Below are 14,288 nucleotides of genomic sequence, written 5' to 3'. Positions count from 1 at the left end.
AGCGCATTCCACTACAATGCCCCCATTCATTCTCCGGGGCTCCCATGGACATCGAACTGGCACGCACCTTCCTCGAAATCACCCGCTGCGGCAGCCTCGCCGCCGCGGCCGAGAAACTGCACGTTACCCAGACCGCCATCACCGCCCGGGTCAAAAGCCTGGAAAGCCAGCTGGGCAGCACGCTGTTCATCCGCAACCGCGCTGGCGCGCGCCTGACTGCGGATGGCGAAGCCTTCGTGGTCTACGCCAACCAGTTGCTGCAAACCTGGGAAGCCGCGCGCCGCGATCTGCCGTTGCCCGAGGGCTATCGCAACGTGCTGCACATCGGTGGCGAGGTCAGCCTGTGCAACCCGTTGATGCTCGGCTGGGCCCAGGCCCTGCGTGAACACATCCCCGGCCATGCGCTGCGCACCGAAGTGCGCGAAGGCGAATACCTGCTGCGCCAGCTGGAGCTGGGGGTGCTGGATGCCGCCCTGGTGTTCCAGCCGCAATACTGGCCGGGGTTGCAGGTGGAGCAGGTGCTGGAAGAAAAACTGATCCTGGTGCAACTGGTCAGCAACCCGGTGCCCTACGTGTACATCGACTGGGGCCCAGGCTTCCGCCAGCAACACGACGCCGCCCTGCCGGACAGGGCACGCGCCGCGCTGAGTTTCAACCTGGGCCCGCTGGCCTTGCAGTACATCCTGGAAAACGGCGGCGCCGGGTACTTCCGCACGCGGGTGGTACAAAGCTACCTCGACAGCGGCGTGATGCAGCGCGTGGCGAAGGCGCCGGAGTTCAGTTTCCCGACGTATCTGGTGTACTCGCGGGCACGGGATTCGGCGGTGTTGCAACACGCTCTGGAGTTACTCCGGGGCGTGGTCAAGGCCGAGAGCGACTGGTCGCAACGCTGGGACCCGGTACTTTGAAACACACATGCGACTAGCGAAATATTCAGGCCGGGGAATGACTCACTGTTACCAGGGCGCGCAAGTCTGGGCAGTGGTTGCACCTCGGGGCGTTGGTGGGGGTGTGAGTTACCAGCGGTACCAGATGGCCCAGAGGACAGTCCCGGCCACCCAGACATAACCGATGCGATAGGGCCACAACGCCCATCGTCTCAGGGCGATAGGAACAGACGCCAATTCGGCCTGCGTTACTAGACCTGCTTTAATGTGAGTTTTTGGCATTGAAAGAAAGTCGACCATCAGGCCCATGCGGTGATACCTGTCGATGCGCTGATTTCTTCCCCAAAAGCGCTTGTGTCTACGAACCGCTTCGTTTTCGCTGAAACAAGCTTCCAGCGCGTCGAGCTTTCTATATTCCGCAAAGAGCAACAACCCCCAGAGCACAAACGCCCCCGCCATCCAGACGATGGTGTAAACAAGAAAAAAAGACATCGTTATGCCCCCTCTGGTTGCAATATAAAAACTCCATCGCGCTCTATGACTTGCCCACCCAAAAACGCACCGCCGTCTCCAAAAACAGAGCCTCCTACATACCCTCCCGCAGCACCGCCAATAACTCCGCAGGCCAGCCCAGCGCGTCCTTTCAAACCAACGGCCAACACGATCTTGCATGCACTACGAGCAACCTCTGCGCCATACCTCCCACCAATCGAAGCCCCCGCCACACTCCCCGCCAACCGCCCACTCTCCACATACTTCGCCCGCCGACACTGCGCCTCCCGCCCCATCACACACGCTTCCTTGATCTCCAAACCTGCAGTCCCGACATCCATCGCCAACCCCACATACGTGCCCTTCCCCAGCCACTTCGACACCTGCGCAATCGCCCCCATGCGCTTGGCATACCCATCGATCTCGCCCTTGTGCAAAAAGCTCTTGGTGGAAATCCCCAGCACATTCTTCAACGACTGATTGCCACGCAACCCCGTGCCAAATCGCGCCGCGCCGCGCAGTTGTGTGTCGAGCAATTCAAACAACACCTGGCGCTGGCGGATAAACGCCGGTCGGTCCAAGCCACCGGCCTTCAAGCGCTGATGCAGCTGCTCGATGTCTTCCAGCGTGCGCAGCACTTCATCCAGGTGCCGCGCCCACGCCGAGGTCGTGCTGCCGACGCCTATCGAGCCGTACGAAACACATACGCGACCAGCAGAATGTTCAGGCCGGGCTACGCTCCAACACCACAAAAATAGCCAGGAGTCGGAATGCGTACCCGCTCACGAAAACGGCGTCACCTGCTGTTTGTGTTGCTGCTGGGTGGTGGCGTTCCTGCTGCTGACGGCTTCCTGCTCAGCGGTTTGCATGACGGCCGGAAAGTGAGTTACCACTTCTGCCAAATGCCGCCGATGATCATGACAACTATCCAAATGTAAGAAATGCGATAGGGCCACAACGCCCATCGCTTGAGCGCTATGGGAACTGATGCAAGTTCGGCCTCTGAAACTAGCCCTGCCTTCAAATAGGGCTTTGGATTCGAGAGGAAATCAATCATCAGCCCCATGCGATGAAATCTGTCGATCCGCTGGTTTTTTCCCCAGAAACGCTTATGCCTTCGAACCTTTTCGTTTTCACTGAAGTATTTTTCCAACTCATCGAGCTTTCGATACTCCGCAAATAACATCAGCCCCAAAAGGATGAATACGCCGGCCATCAATACAATGCTGTAGATAAGAAAAAACGACATTGTTAAGCCCGCTCCGGTTCAAAAATCAAAACGCCATCGACCTCTACAACTTTCCCCCCCAGAAAGGCACCGCTATCACCCATCCTGTCACCGCCTAAATACCCTCCCCCCGCTCCCCCAATAACTGCGCAGACCAGTTCACTCTGTCCTTTCATCGCCACACCCAAAGCGACTGAACATAGGCGACGCGCAACTTTTGCACCTACCGCTCCGAACCAAGCAGCCCCCGCCACACTCCCCGCCAACCGCCCACTCTCCACATACTTCGCCCGCCGACACTGCGCCTCCCGCCCCACCACACACGCCTCCTTGATCTCCAATCCCGCAGCCCCGACGTCCATCGCCAAGCCCACATACGTGCCCTTCCCCAACCACTTCGACACCTGCGCAATCGCCCCCATGCGCTTGGCATACCCATCGATCTCGCCCTTGTGCAAAAAGCTCTTGGTGGAAATCCCCAACACGTTCTTCAACGACTGATTGCCACGCAACCCCGTGCCAAACCGCGCCGCGCCACGCAGTTGTGTGTCGAGCAATTCAAACAACACCTGGCGCTGGCGGATAAACGCCGGTCGGTCCAAGCCACCGGCCTTCAAGCGCTGATGCAACTGCTCGATGTCTTCCAGCGTGCGCAGCACTTCATCCAGGTGCCGCGCCCACGCCGAGGTCGTGCTGCCCACACCTATCGAGCCGTACGTCAGCAGGCTTTGCAGCAGGTCATAGTCATTGATCACGGCTGTGCCGACCGATGCCTTTTGCTCCAGCTCGCGCCGCACTTCTTCGGCGCGGCGCATCAACCAGGCTTCCTCTCGGGAGCAGCTCACGCTGTAGGTGTCGGGAATCACCACCAATTGCCCCGGCGTCACCAAGCCGTGGCGCAGGTGATGGTTCAACACATCGAAATGGTCCGAGCGCTGGCGGCTCAGGCCGTGGCCCATCAAGCGGGTTTTCAAACTGGTGAGATCGATGGTTTCGCGGTTGATATAGCCCTGCGCCATGCCCTGCATCCCGAATCCAATGGAGATGGCGTCGAAATATAAGCAGGCACTGCCGCCCCGGACACAAGCCCAGGGGGCGACCATTCAATTTGGGAAGCGGCCTACATAGGCGCAGAAAGAGTGCTGACAGAAACCAGCCTAATAACCGGTCATTTCCAGGTAACCCACCCCACCGTCGAACTGCACCGGTCCTTCCCAGTAGGGAATACCAAGGTTCATCCAGGCGTTCGGGTTGAGCGCCGTTGGGGTGATGTCCAGCTGTTTGCCGGGAATGTTCAGTGACCAGCGCGTGGGAATCGTGCGCCCGTCAAGAGTGGTGGTCGCCAACGGTGTCAGTTGGATGTCGGCGTTGTGCAGGGTCTGGACCTGACCCTGCTGATCGATCCAGGTGCCGGTGAGGTAACCCGCGCCGTCCTGCTGACGCACGCGGAACAGCATCAACTGTTCACCGCTGTCCAGGTGCAGGGAGAACCAGTCCCAGCCAGTCTGGCCCGCGGCGAGGGGTTGGCTGCTCCATTCGCGGTCGAGCCACGCGGGACCGCTGACCTGATAGGTGTGGCCGTCGATGCTGACGCTGCCGCTGGCGCGGAAAAACGGTTGGCTGTAGTAGTACGATGCCTGGCCCTGGTCGGATTTGCGGCTGTAGCCCTTGTCCCCTTGCAATACCAGCGGGCGGCTGGAGGTCAGGTGCAGGTCATAGGCGAACTGCGCGCCACTGGCCTTGAGTCGCATGTCGGCCAGTGGGCTCGCGGCGCCAGGTTGGCTGGCGAAGTCCCAGTCGTCGATCCACGCATTGAACGGCACCGCCTGCGCGCCGGCCTGGCCGACGCCGCCGCGGGCGTAGCGTTCGGCGGCGTAGTGGCGCGTGGCGGACGTGACGGCGGCGTGGCCCAGCCAAACCGTCGAGTCGTGCCAGCCGGGCTGCGTCGGCCCGGCCTTGAGCGCATTGCGAAACAGCGTCCATTGCACGCCGAATTCATTGCCTTGGGCGTCCTTGAGGTTGGCGGTGACGTACCACCACTCGATGCGAAAACCGTCGTGAGGGCCATGGTCGCCAGGAAAGCTGAACACCCTGCCGGGTACCACCTGGGCAAAGTCCGCCGCCGCGCTGCCCAGGCCGGCGAAGCTTTCCTCGGGCGCCGGGACTTTGTCGCACGCGCCCAACAGCAGCAAAACCGCGGACAACGTCGCTCTAATCTTCATGGGCAAAGGTCCTCAACAAGTCCGCCGGACGACTGCGGTACAGCTGCCACAGCGGCCAGGCCGACGCCAGCAAGGTGGCCAGCAGCGCCAGTGCCAGCAACTGCGCAAGCTGCCACGGGAACACCTGCAACGGCAGGCGCCAACCGAACGCCTGCACGTTGATCACCGCATCCAGGCACCACGCCAGCAACAGCCCCAGGGGCACGGCGAGGACCAGCGTGAGCACCGCCAACAGCCAAGTCTGCCCCAGGTTCAGCAACATCAATTGCCGCCGTGTCACGCCCAGCGCCCACAGCGGCGCAAGTTGACCGAGGCGGCTCTGGCTCTGGGTCAACAGGCTGATAAACAGCGCCACGCCGGCGACGCCAAGGGTCAGGCTGTTGAGCGCCGCAGTGGCGGCAAAGGTGCGTTCGAACACCTGGCTCGACCAGCCCTTGAGTTGCTGTTGATCGACGATGCGACTGTCCTCCAGGGCAAACCCGCGCTGCACTTCACGCACCAGCGGCGGCACATCCTGTGGCAACACCCGCAGGTTGAAACGTGCCGGCGCCAGGGTCGGCCAGTGCGCCAGCAGGTGCTTGGCATTGACCAACAGATGGCCCTTGGGGTTGCCATAGTCGGCATAAATCCCCACCAGGACGGGCGACCAGACGCCTCGGGGTGTGGGAATACTGACCGTATCCCCCAGTTTCACCGACAGTCGCCGCGCCAATTGCTCGCTGAGCATCAGGCTGTCGCCTTGCAGCAAGCGGTCCCACGGCGCGCTCGCAGCCTCGAGCAACGGCCAATGCTGGCGATAGGTCGGGTCGTCGACCACACCGAACAGATCCGCCGGCCAACCGCGCAATTGCACGGCGACCTGCCAGGTCGGCAGTACCGCCTGCACCAACGGCTGTTGCACCAGCCAGGCGTTGAGCTGTTCGGCTTGCGCCGGGTTTTGCGGATTGAGGTACAGCTCGGCCGTCAGGCGTTGCTCCAGCCAGTTGTTGAACGTCTGGCGGAACCCCGAGGTCATGGAGCCCGCGCCGATATTTGCCGCCAGGGCCAATAACAGTGCCATCAACGCCAGGCTCAACGCGGGCAGCTGTTGGCGGCAGTCAGCGAGAAACCATTGCCCCAGCACCGAGCGACTGCGCCCCAGCACGGCCTTGAGCACGCCATTGAGCATCACCGGCAAGCCCAGCGCCGCCCCCAGCAGCAAGGCCGCCATCAGCACAAAACCGGCGGCCAGGCTGTCGCCCAGCAGCAGCGCGAGCAACGCGATCAACAGCGCGGCGGCGGCAACCCAACCCTGGCGGCGCAACCAGCGCCCATGGGCGTCGTGCCAGGCTTGGGCATTGGCCAGCGCCAGCAAGGGCAAACGCGCCGCCCGCCACACGCTACTGGCGCCGGCAAGCAGCGCGCCGAGCAGGCTCAGGCCCAGCCCGGCGGCCCACCACCACGGGCTCAGGCTCAATTGGCCAGCGACTTCGGCGCCATAGAGGCCCCGCAAGCTCGCCGCCACATCCGGCAGCAGCAGGCTCGCCAGCACATAACCGCTGGCCACCCCGAGCACGCCGCCGAGCAAGGACAACACGCCCAGTTCCACGGCCAGGCTGAGGATCAGTAGCCGCGCACTGACCCCGCAGGCGCGCAAGGTGCGCAACAGGCCACGACGTTGCTCCAGGGCCAGGCCGATGGCGGCGTTCACGATAAACAGCCCCACCACAAAGGACAAAAAGCCCAGGGCATCGAGGTTCAGGTGAAAGCTCTCGGTAAGGCGCGACAAGTTGTTGTCTTCGCCCTGCCTGAGTTGCAACCCGGCGGGTGGCGTGGGCTGGGCGGCGGCGTAGGCCTTGTCCAGCAGCAAGCGCGACAGACGCCCGGGCATGTCCAGCACGGGCTGGGCGAAGCCAACGTCGGTCAGCAGCACGCCGGGGGCCATGTCCTGCCGGACCTGCAACGGCGCCAGGCGATGTCCGTTGGTGGTCAACGGCTGGTCGCCCTCCTGCAACCCGAGGGCATGCAGGGTTTGCGGCGCGATCCAGGTACGCCCCGGCGGCTCGAAGAACGCCAGCATCTGCGCCTGGCTCAAGCGCTGGCCCGCCACCGCGCCGCCGCCCGGCAGCGACAACGGCTCGATGCCCATTAATTGCAGGCGCGTGTCTTCATGCCCCTGGAGCTGCACCCGCCCCTGCACCACCGGTGACACCGGCCACCCCATCCGGCGCAACTCGGCGAACAGCGCCTGGGGGAAACTCGCCCCATCCGGCGCGCTCAGGCTGGCCTGGGGCTCGCCGCCGATCAATTGGCTGGCCCGCGCGTAACTGTCCCGCGCCTGGCTGTTGAGGGCCTGCACCCCGGTCAGCAACGCCGTGGCCAGCCACAACCCGGTCAACACGCTGAAAAACTGCACGGGATGGCGCCGCCAGTGGCTCAGCAGTGCGCGCAAGGCCCAGTAAAACACCGCCATCTCAAACAGCGTCCGCCGGGACAACCCGGCCACGGTGCAGCACCACTTGACGCTCCAGGCGTGCGGCGATGCGCGAGCTGTGGGTGACCATCAACAGGCTGGTGGGGCTGTCGCGCAACAGGTCCAACAGCAATTGCAGTACCTCATCGCTGGTGGCTTCGTCGAGGTTGCCGGTGGGTTCATCGGCCAACAGCAGCGCCGGACGCGACGCCAACGCCCGCCCCACCGCGACCCGTTGCTGCTGGCCGCCGGAGAGCTGTTCGGGATAACGCTTGAGCAAGTCGCCCAGGCCCAGGCGTTCCACCAATTGCGCTTGCCATCGCGGGTCAAACCGCCCGGCCAGGCGCGCCTGGAAGGCCAGGTTGTCGTCGACGCGCAGGCTGCCGATCAGGTTGAACTGCTGGAACACCAGGCCGATTTCGGTGCGACGCCAATCGGCCAGTTGTGCCTCACCGAGTTGATCAAGGCGCTGCTCACCGACGCGGATGCTGCCGCTATCCACCCGGTCCAGACCGGCCACCAGATGCAACAAGGTGCTCTTGCCGCTGCCCGACTCGCCCATCAGCGCCAGGCTGCTGCGCGCCGGCAGTTGCAAGTCGACCTCGCCCAGCACCGCCAGCGGACCTTGCGGGGTTGCGTAGCTTTTAAAGACACCTTGCACCTGCAACATGGGAGCACTCACCAAAGGACTGAAATCGAGAATAACGGTTGGCCGACAGGCTCACGCAAATTTTTCACATGGATTTCACCGGTTGCCCACCCATCGCCCTCTAAATTGCCCATCACACGCCAAATACCTGCAACTTTTCCGCCGGTAGCAATGGCAACTTCTAGCACTCACATGTTCAGCGAAAAGACAGCAGCCCTGTGCCACGCTCCAGTTCCACTACGGGCTTCTATTTGTAACGTTGCGCCTGTTTGATTTAACACTGCCAACAGTGCCCATGGTGATTAGTGTGGTTGACCTTACTCTGACCAAACCGCGCTCAATCCGAGCCGTTATCAAACGCCTGCGAAGGCTCTGGATCGGCACTGCGGCCGTCGGCCTGCTGCTCACCGGCGCGATGTTATGGCCGTCGTCACCGCCCGATCTGGGCGTCGGCAGCCGGCTGCTCAGCTCAGGCCTGTTGGCCCATTGGCACAGCGGCGAGGTGATTGTGCTGGTGCGCCATGAAGAGCGCTGCGACCGCTCCGCCAATCCTTGCCTGGGCCCTCCCGAAGGTCTGACCGTGAATGGCAGCCAACAGGCGGTAAAACTCGGCAAAGCCTTTAATTCATTGGGCATGGAGGCCAGCGACATCCTTGCCAGCCCGGCCGTGCGAACCGCCCAGACGGTGCATTTCATGTTTGACAAAAGTGAGTTCAGCTCAGGCGAAAGAGCCATCTGCGGCGCGGCCATGGGTGAAGAAATGCTCAGCCACAAACTGCCTGGCCGCAATCTGGTCTTCGTCACCCACAGCGGCTGCATCGCCGACTTCGAAAAGACCCTGGGTTTCCCCCACGCGACGTTCCCCGAGTACGGCAGCGCACTGTTCGTGCAGGTGCTGGCGAACGGCAAGTTCAAGACTCTGGGCATCGTCAACAACAAGGATTGGCCCGCCGTACTCAAGCAACTCTAGAACTTAAATACTTACCGCCCCAGCCCATGTTCAGCAAAACGACAGCCAACTTCTGGCATGTTTAGTTGTGCCTGTTAGTTAAGGACGTCATGAATATTTTCAGTGACTTAGTGGAAACTTCAATGTTTTACGCTATGACTTTCATACCCTCTCCCGCTTGCCGCGAACGTCAAGGAGCGACGTTTTCATGACCCGATTCAAACCCCTGCCGCTGCTGTTGCTGGCCGTTGTCGCATTCTATTTGTTACCCCTGGGCCTGCACGGTTTGTGGATCCCGGATGAAACCCGCTACGCCCAGATCAGCCAGGAAATGCTGCTGAGCGGCAACTGGGTCACACCGCACTTCATGGGCGTGCGTTACTTCGAAAAACCTGCCGCCGGCTATTGGCTCATCGCCCTCGGCCAGGCGATATTTGGCCAGAACCTGTTCGGTGTGCGCATCGCCTCGGCCGTGACCACCGCCCTCAGCGTGCTGCTGGCCTATCTGATCGCACGGCGGATGTGGAACGATCCACGCAAGAGCCTGACCTGTGCGCTGCTGTACCTGAGCTTTGGCCTGGTCGCCGGGCAAGCCGGGTACTCCAACCTCGATCCGCAATTCACCTTCTGGGTCAACCTCAGCCTGGTCGCGCTGTGGTTTGCCCTCGACAACACCACCACCCGTGGTCGCCTGGCCGCGTGGACAATGTTGGGCGGGGCCTGCGCCATGGGCTTCATGACCAAGGGTTTCCTGGCCTGGGCGCTGCCGGTGCTGATCGCCGTGCCCTACATGCTCTGGCAGCGGCGCCTGGGCGAGTTGTTGCGCTATGGCCCGCTGGCCATGGCGGTGGCGCTGCTACTGTGCCTGCCCTGGGTATGGGCGATCCATGTGCAAGAACCGGACTACTGGCGGTTCTTCTTCTGGAACGAACATGTCCGCCGCTTCAGCGGAGCCACCGCTCAACACGCCCGGCCGTGGTGGTTCTTCCTGCCGATCATGGTGGTGGCGTGCCTGCCCTGGGCTGCGCTATTGCCGGCCACCTTGAGCAAGGCCTGGACGCAAAAACGCCAGCCGGCGGTGGGCTTTCTTGCGCTGTGGCTGTTGTTGCCGCTGTTCCTTTTCAGCCTGAGCAAAGGCAAGCTGCCCACCTACATCATGCCGTGCCTGCTGCCGCTGGCGTTGTTGATGGGGCATGCGCTGAGCGACCTGGTACAACAGGGCAAATCGCGCTCGATCCGCGTCAACGGCATGCTCAACTTTGGCATCGGCATGGCGGCGATGGTGGCGCTGATCTACCTGCAAATCACCAGGCCGCCGTATGGCAATAGCCACGCGGAGATGTTCAGCCTATCGCTGATGTTCATCGTGCTGCTGGGCTGGATCCTCACGAACCTGCTGCAAGCGTTCCGCCCGCTGACGCTGTGGGCGATGCCGGTGCTGGGCATCGGCTTGCTGGTGGTGCTGTTGCCGGCGAGCATGCCGGCGCAAGTCACCGACAACGAAATGCCCGACCAGTTTGTGTTGGAGCACCTGGACGAACTCAAGCAAACCAGTGCCTTGCTCAGCAACGAATTGGAAAGTGCCAGCGCCCTCGCCTGGCGCCTGCAACGGCCCGAAGTGGGGTTGTATGAGACCGAAGGCGAGCTGCGCTATGGCCTGCAATATCCGGACAGCGCACAACGCAAGATCAGCCTGGACCAGGTTGAAGACTGGCTGAGGGACGCCCGCCGCAAAGGTTCGGTGGGCGTGCTGATCCGCGTCGGCAGTACCAGTGAAATGCGTCAGGCCGGGCAACTGCCCCTCGGTGGCACGCGGTATGACAAGGGCTACCTGCAACTGATCATTTATCCGAAGCTGCCATGAACCAGCGATTCACAGAGAAACACGGCGCCCTGCTGCTCCTGCTGGCGGTCACGGCATTGATGCTCTTGCCGGGCCTCGGCGGCCGTGACCTGTGGGGCCCGGAAACGCGCTGGGCCGACATCGCCTTGCACATGCTGCAAAGCGGCGACTACTTCGATCCCTACCTCAAGGGCGTGCCTTACTACGACAAGCCCCTGCCCTCCTACTGGCTGATCACCGGCCTGGCCCACGTGATGGGTGGCCTGGGCCCGTGGTCGTTGCGCCTGCCGTCGGTGCTGGCGGCGTGGTTGAGCGTGTGGCTGGTCTACCTGATCGGCGCACGCCTGCTGCACAAGGGCACCGGCCTGCTTGCAGGCTGGATGCTCGCCACCACCTTCTACTTCATGTTCTGGGCACGGGTCGCCACCGCGGATGTGCTTACCGTGTGCGGCGTGCTGGCGGCGGTGTGGTGGTATTGGCGCGGCCCGGATGACACGCGGCTGGGACGCTACACGGTGTTTTTCCTGCTACTGGCATTGACGTCCCTGTTCAAAGGCTTGATCGGCTTTGTGCTGCCGGGCCTGGTGCTGCTGCCGCACCTGCTCAGCGAACAACGCTACAAACGTCACCTCAACCTGCGCCTGCTGCTGGCGCTGCTGATCGCCGCCGGGGTGTATGCGGTGCCGTTCGTGCTGTCGCACTTCTACGGCACGCCAACCTATGGCCAAAGCGGCCTGGCCCTGGTGTTCCGGGAAAACGTAGTGCGCTTCTTCGACCCCTTTGACCATATGGGGCCGATCTATACCTACCTGATCTACCTGCCCGCCTACACCTTGCCCTGGACACCCTGCTGGCTGCTCGGCCTGTGGCTTGCCCTGCGCCATTGGCGCACCACGCCACCCAACGTGCGCTGGCTGGTGTGGGGCCTGGGCCTGCTGTTCATCTTCTTCACCGCCAGCGGCAGCCGCCGCAGCTATTACGTGCTGCCGCTGGTGCCGTTTGCCCAACTGCTCGGCGCCTGGTGGCTGCAGGAACACCTGCTGAAAAAACCGGCCGCCCGGCCACGCTGGCGCACAGGGTTTGGCATCGCCGCGGGCCTGTTGCTGCTGATACTTGGCGTGGCGTATCCCTGGACCAACGGCAACGGCGGCGTGACCCGCTTCGCCGAAGACGTGCGCGCCGAAGCCGTCAAACGCGCGCCTTGGGAGCAATGGCAAATGGTGCTGGTGGAAGTCGACAACAAGCTGCCGATGTACCTGCAAAACGGCGGCAAACCGTTCTACTACGTGGCCCAGGACCAGGACTTCCCGCGCCAGGGCGACAGCGCCGCGTTCATTGCCTGGCTGGACAAAACCAGCGGCCGGCACTTCGACCCGCAGCACACCCTCATCGTCGCGCAATTCAGCAAAGACGACCCGACGCCGTTGGCGTACCTGGGGGCGGACCACCAGGTGATCGTCACCCAACCGGATAACGGCGAGCGCATGTTCAAGAAACGTGAGGAAGGCAGCGTGGCGTTTTTGCCGGGGCGTTAAGGCGCCCCTTTCGGCAGGCTCGCAGCATGGATGAACGCTTCATCCAGCGTGCTGGCGCCATAGGCCGTCATAAAGCCTTGCCCATCGGTGAAGTGATTGAAGCGCCGCTGGCTGAGCATATAAAAGTCATCGCAGTGAGCAACGATTTCATCGACATTGTGCGATGACACGAGCACGGCGACACCTTGCGCCGCCGCGCCCTCCAGGCATCTCCAGATGTGATGGCGAAACTCAGGGTCCACCCCGGCGGTGGGCTCGTCCAGGATCACCAGGTCTGCATTCGCGCACAACAATGACAACGTGAAGAACCAACGCTTTTCCCCGTAGCTGCACAGGGACGATTTCTTGTTCCAGATTTCACAGTAGCGTTCTGCAATGCCAGGGCTCCACTGCTCGATCTTTTCCAGCGCATGCTGTTGCGTGACTTTCGAGTCGGAGCAAAACAGCATCATCATCTTGAAAATATCAAACATGCGAAACACGGCAGGCGTGCTGATCACCTGCGACAGATAAAGCAGCTTTGAAAAAGCATTGTCTATCACCCCACCGTCTATTGTTTTCAAGCGACAGAGCACATCAAAGAACGTGGTCTTGCCAGAACCATTGGGGCCCAACAAACCAGAGATTGCACCCGCCCGCACCTGCAACGAGGCACCACGAAACAAGACATGCTGCCCGTAGTTCACATCAAGGGAAGTGACGACAAGCTGTTTCATCAGTAACGACTCCATACCGGATTGACCCATAAAAAGCGCAACGTCATCCAGAACGAACATATAAATAAAGCAATCACGACCACCACTATCTGCAAAGACTCAACCACACCAAACTGCATAATCCGGTTTGCCCACCACATAGGATTTAAATGCATGAGCTTCGCGAACGAAGACTGAGACACCCCAAGGCTGACAATCCCCAGCGCCAACATTAAAAATGACAACATCGAAAACAACGTGTTGGTGTTTTGAAAGCCCATAGGCAGTAGTGTCAATAAAAGCGCCGGCGTGGAAAACAGCAAGAAACAAACATAAAACCTGCCAACAATCACCACGAACTCGCCAACGTCCATCACACCAAAATACGCACGGGTCAATACGTAGAATGCGGCACAATAGGTTATCGACATAACGGAATAGGCCAGAAACTGCCCAACCATAAAAATTGCCTTTGTCTGCGGCGTATACACAAACGAGCGAAGAAACCCACTTTCCCTACGGCCCACCACATAAAATGCCAACCCAAACAGCGCGACGCTTGAAGAGACAAAAGAGTAAAACCATGAAGTGCTTGAGAGATACCCGCCCGACACTCCGCCCTGCGGGGCTCGTGCGTAGTTGATCAGATAAAACGTGACTACCGGTGAAATAACAATCCAGAACAGCGCGACGGGCTCTTTCAACTGCTCTTTTATAAAAAGCATGCTTAGTAATAACGGCTTGAAGGCTGAGTAGTGGGTCATGGTACACCTCAGGGAATGGCACCAGATGACAAAACCATCAATGAAATAACAAACACAATTTAGTTATTCTGCGAAATTTCGCAAACCCGTGAACCCTTTTCACTTAGAACCATCATCTAATATGTTTAGGAAGTTTCATTCAAAGAATTCAGAAAACCGAGAATTGCCTACATATTCCAGAGACGCTAGACACTTTCGAGTAAAAATAAAAACCCTAACAAACAAAATTAGCACCCTCCAAATAACGGCACTAATACGACCAATAATGTCTGAGCAAAAATATCCCGCACAATGCAACGTCGGGCTTTCATGATTCGGAAAAACATCCGACCAACGGCGTCATTATTTCGACCCAGATGCACTCCCCCCTGAAACACCGCGGCGGACCGTTTGGGGCGGCTTCGCCCCCCAGCGCGGGGCAAGCCCGCTCACTACAATCAAATTCGGCGCCGTCGGTTGAGTTGGGGGATGGCGGTTTGCGGGACTTCGACGCGTTGTACCTGGGTAGTGGTCCGTGCCGCCAGCAACGCCAACGTCGGCTGGCTGAACAAGCTCCGCGCATCCAGGCTCGG

The 14,288-nt window shown here is 60.8% G+C and carries 13 protein-coding genes; 4 read left to right on the top strand and 9 right to left on the bottom strand.

What is annotated here, in order from left to right; genetic code table 11:
* Window positions 1-44: 44 nt before the first annotated feature.
* On the top strand, window positions 45-908 hold the full coding sequence (locus LIY36_RS06750) for a LysR family transcriptional regulator (RefSeq protein ID WP_226455190.1): 864 nt from the start codon (window positions 45-47) through the stop codon (window positions 906-908).
* 108 nt (window positions 909-1,016) lie between these two features.
* Here LIY36_RS06750 and LIY36_RS06745 read toward each other — a convergent pair whose 3' ends face one another.
* From LIY36_RS06745 to LIY36_RS06715, 7 genes are all read right to left on the bottom strand, one after another.
* Entirely contained in the window at window positions 1,017-1,379 is a 363-nt protein-coding gene (locus tag LIY36_RS06745; protein ID WP_226455189.1) for a hypothetical protein, read from the bottom strand.
* Between the two features lie 2 nt (window positions 1,380-1,381).
* A complete protein-coding gene (locus tag LIY36_RS06740) occupies window positions 1,382-2,131 on the bottom strand; it encodes a hypothetical protein (protein ID WP_442962207.1) in 750 nt (249 codons plus the stop codon).
* Between the two features lie 134 nt (window positions 2,132-2,265).
* Window positions 2,266-2,628, bottom strand: a complete 363-nt coding sequence (locus LIY36_RS06735; RefSeq protein ID WP_192296735.1) for a hypothetical protein — start codon at window positions 2,626-2,628, stop codon at window positions 2,266-2,268.
* Between the two features lie 2 nt (window positions 2,629-2,630).
* Entirely contained in the window at window positions 2,631-3,626 is a 996-nt protein-coding gene (locus LIY36_RS06730; RefSeq protein WP_226455188.1) for a hypothetical protein, read from the bottom strand.
* Between the two features lie 138 nt (window positions 3,627-3,764).
* On the bottom strand, window positions 3,765-4,829 hold the full coding sequence (locus LIY36_RS06725) for a lipocalin-like domain-containing protein (protein ID WP_226455187.1): 1,065 nt from the start codon (window positions 4,827-4,829) through the stop codon (window positions 3,765-3,767).
* Window positions 4,819-7,281, bottom strand: coding sequence for an ABC transporter permease (locus LIY36_RS06720; RefSeq protein ID WP_226455224.1), 2,463 nt, complete (start codon window positions 7,279-7,281; stop codon window positions 4,819-4,821). The genes LIY36_RS06725 and LIY36_RS06720 overlap by 11 nt, the downstream gene beginning before the upstream one ends.
* 1 nt (window position 7,282) lies before the next feature.
* On the bottom strand, window positions 7,283-7,951 hold the full coding sequence (locus LIY36_RS06715) for an ABC transporter ATP-binding protein (RefSeq protein ID WP_226455186.1): 669 nt from the start codon (window positions 7,949-7,951) through the stop codon (window positions 7,283-7,285).
* 274 nt (window positions 7,952-8,225) lie between these two features.
* Between LIY36_RS06715 and LIY36_RS06710 the strand changes: the two genes are divergently transcribed.
* The 3 genes from LIY36_RS06710 (at window position 8,226) to LIY36_RS06700 (ending at window position 12,257) form a co-directional block, all read left to right on the top strand.
* Window positions 8,226-8,900, top strand: a complete 675-nt coding sequence (locus LIY36_RS06710; protein WP_226455185.1) for a histidine phosphatase family protein — start codon at window positions 8,226-8,228, stop codon at window positions 8,898-8,900.
* A 187-nt stretch (window positions 8,901-9,087) separates the two neighbouring features.
* A complete protein-coding gene (gene arnT, locus LIY36_RS06705; RefSeq protein WP_226455184.1) occupies window positions 9,088-10,743 on the top strand; it encodes a lipid IV(A) 4-amino-4-deoxy-L-arabinosyltransferase in 1,656 nt (551 codons plus the stop codon).
* Window positions 10,740-12,257 carry an ArnT family glycosyltransferase gene (locus tag LIY36_RS06700; protein ID WP_192296742.1) on the top strand — a complete coding sequence of 506 codons (1,518 nt, stop codon included), beginning with the start codon at window positions 10,740-10,742 and terminating at the stop codon, window positions 12,255-12,257. Before arnT ends, LIY36_RS06700 begins: the two co-directional genes overlap by 4 nt.
* On the opposite strand, the gene LIY36_RS06695 is transcribed toward LIY36_RS06700, so the two are convergent.
* Together LIY36_RS06695 and LIY36_RS06690 are read right to left on the bottom strand one after the other, a co-directional pair.
* Window positions 12,254-12,973 (bottom strand): AAA family ATPase, encoded by a 720-nt coding sequence (locus LIY36_RS06695; protein ID WP_226455183.1) that lies wholly within the window; start codon window positions 12,971-12,973, stop codon window positions 12,254-12,256. The genes LIY36_RS06700 and LIY36_RS06695 overlap by 4 nt on opposite strands.
* Window positions 12,973-13,716 (bottom strand): ABC transporter permease, encoded by a 744-nt coding sequence (locus tag LIY36_RS06690; protein ID WP_226455182.1) that lies wholly within the window; start codon window positions 13,714-13,716, stop codon window positions 12,973-12,975. Before LIY36_RS06690 ends, LIY36_RS06695 begins: the two co-directional genes overlap by 1 nt.
* Window positions 13,717-14,288 lie beyond the last annotated feature (572 nt).

The sequence above is a fragment of the Pseudomonas sp. AF03-9 genome (assembly GCF_020515815.1).
In the GTDB taxonomy this organism is placed as follows: Bacteria; Pseudomonadota; Gammaproteobacteria; order Pseudomonadales; family Pseudomonadaceae; genus Aquipseudomonas.
The sequence above is the reverse complement of the archived record's forward strand: the minus strand, read 5'-3'. Positions and strand labels throughout refer to the sequence as shown.

Bases quoted from the DNA above. Each gene is read 5' to 3' on its own strand.
- LIY36_RS06750 (WP_226455190.1), top strand. From the start codon at position 45: ATGGACATCGAACTGGCACGCACCTTCCTCGAAATCACCCGCTGCGGC.
- LIY36_RS06745 (WP_226455189.1), bottom strand. From the start codon at position 1,379: ATGTCTTTTTTTCTTGTTTACACCATCGTCTGGATGGCGGGGGCGTTT.
- LIY36_RS06735 (WP_192296735.1), bottom strand. From the start codon at position 2,628: ATGTCGTTTTTTCTTATCTACAGCATTGTATTGATGGCCGGCGTATTC.
- LIY36_RS06730 (WP_226455188.1), bottom strand. From the start codon at position 3,626: ATGGCGCAGGGCTATATCAACCGCGAAACCATCGATCTCACCAGTTTG.
- LIY36_RS06725 (WP_226455187.1), bottom strand. From the start codon at position 4,829: ATGAAGATTAGAGCGACGTTGTCCGCGGTTTTGCTGCTGTTGGGCGCG.
- LIY36_RS06720 (WP_226455224.1), bottom strand. From the start codon at position 7,281: ATGGCGGTGTTTTACTGGGCCTTGCGCGCACTGCTGAGCCACTGGCGG.
- LIY36_RS06715 (WP_226455186.1), bottom strand. From the start codon at position 7,951: ATGTTGCAGGTGCAAGGTGTCTTTAAAAGCTACGCAACCCCGCAAGGT.
- LIY36_RS06710 (WP_226455185.1), top strand. From the start codon at position 8,226: ATGGTGATTAGTGTGGTTGACCTTACTCTGACCAAACCGCGCTCAATC.
- arnT (WP_226455184.1), top strand. From the start codon at position 9,088: ATGACCCGATTCAAACCCCTGCCGCTGCTGTTGCTGGCCGTTGTCGCA.
- LIY36_RS06700 (WP_192296742.1), top strand. From the start codon at position 10,740: ATGAACCAGCGATTCACAGAGAAACACGGCGCCCTGCTGCTCCTGCTG.
- LIY36_RS06695 (WP_226455183.1), bottom strand. From the start codon at position 12,973: ATGAAACAGCTTGTCGTCACTTCCCTTGATGTGAACTACGGGCAGCAT.
- LIY36_RS06690 (WP_226455182.1), bottom strand. From the start codon at position 13,716: ATGACCCACTACTCAGCCTTCAAGCCGTTATTACTAAGCATGCTTTTT.